Origin of the sequence: Xanthovirga aplysinae, assembly GCF_009711365.1 — a bacterium.
Classification (GTDB): domain Bacteria; phylum Bacteroidota; class Bacteroidia; order Cytophagales; family Cyclobacteriaceae; genus Xanthovirga; species Xanthovirga aplysinae.
Window position 1 is genome coordinate 1 of the sequence record NZ_SMMB01000228.1, and the last position, 776, is coordinate 776.

At 32.0% G+C, this 776-nt stretch carries 1 protein-coding gene; it reads left to right on the plus strand.

From position 1 onward, the window contains the following. Nucleotides 1–274: 274 nt before the first annotated feature. Complete coding sequence (locus E1171_RS00515; RefSeq protein WP_155203056.1) at nucleotides 275–685, plus strand: Hsp20/alpha crystallin family protein; 411 nt, start codon at nucleotides 275–277, stop codon at nucleotides 683–685. Nucleotides 686–776 lie beyond the last annotated feature (91 nt).

Below are 776 nucleotides of genomic sequence, written 5' to 3' on the forward strand. Positions count from 1 at the left end.
GGGTAGTTAATAAAAATGAATCATCGCTCTTCATTCATTATATAGCTGAAGAGACCTAATTGAAGAGGAAAAACAAAACCTCGCACCACTTACAACCATATTTAACTTAAACAAAATAGAACCATGACAAAATGTCTTTAAATTAGCAGCCATTAGGAATATTTATGACAAAACGACATATTTATTCTGCTAAAATTGCATGTTTCTACATTTGGCCTAGTTTTTAATAAAGGTAGAATTGAAAAACAAATTCGAACCTTAAAAAGATTGTATTATGAGATTCAATAGAAACATCCGACCATTGGACAGATTATTTAATGATTTTTTCTATGCAGGCCTTCAATCTGTTCCATCCGAAACTGAGTTTAGACCGCAGACTAATGTCAGTGAATTAAAAGATGGGTTCAGTCTGGAAATAGCTGTACCTGGTTTGAAAAAAGAAGCTATTTCCATCGATATTAGCAAAGATGTTTTAACAATAAGCGGTAGTCGTACTGTTAAACAAAAAGAAGAGGTAAAATTTCATACCAATGAGATCCCTTCCGGTAATTTTAAACGCTCTTTTATTCTTCCTGAAATCGTAAATCAAGAAAAAATAAAAGCGAACTATGAGGAGGGCATTTTGACGATTTTCTTACCTAAAAACCCAAATAACGTTGAAAAGAAACAAATTGTAGTAGCTTAAATAACCTTTCCAATTTAATAGGGAAAAACCACCATTCAGGTGGTTTTTTCTTTTATTTACAGATTTCCTATTTGGCAGGCATTGATTAAAA

Coding starts and splice junctions, on each gene's coding strand:
- E1171_RS00515 (WP_155203056.1), top strand. CDS start 275: ATGAGATTCAATAGAAACATCCGACCATTGGACAGATTATTTAATGAT.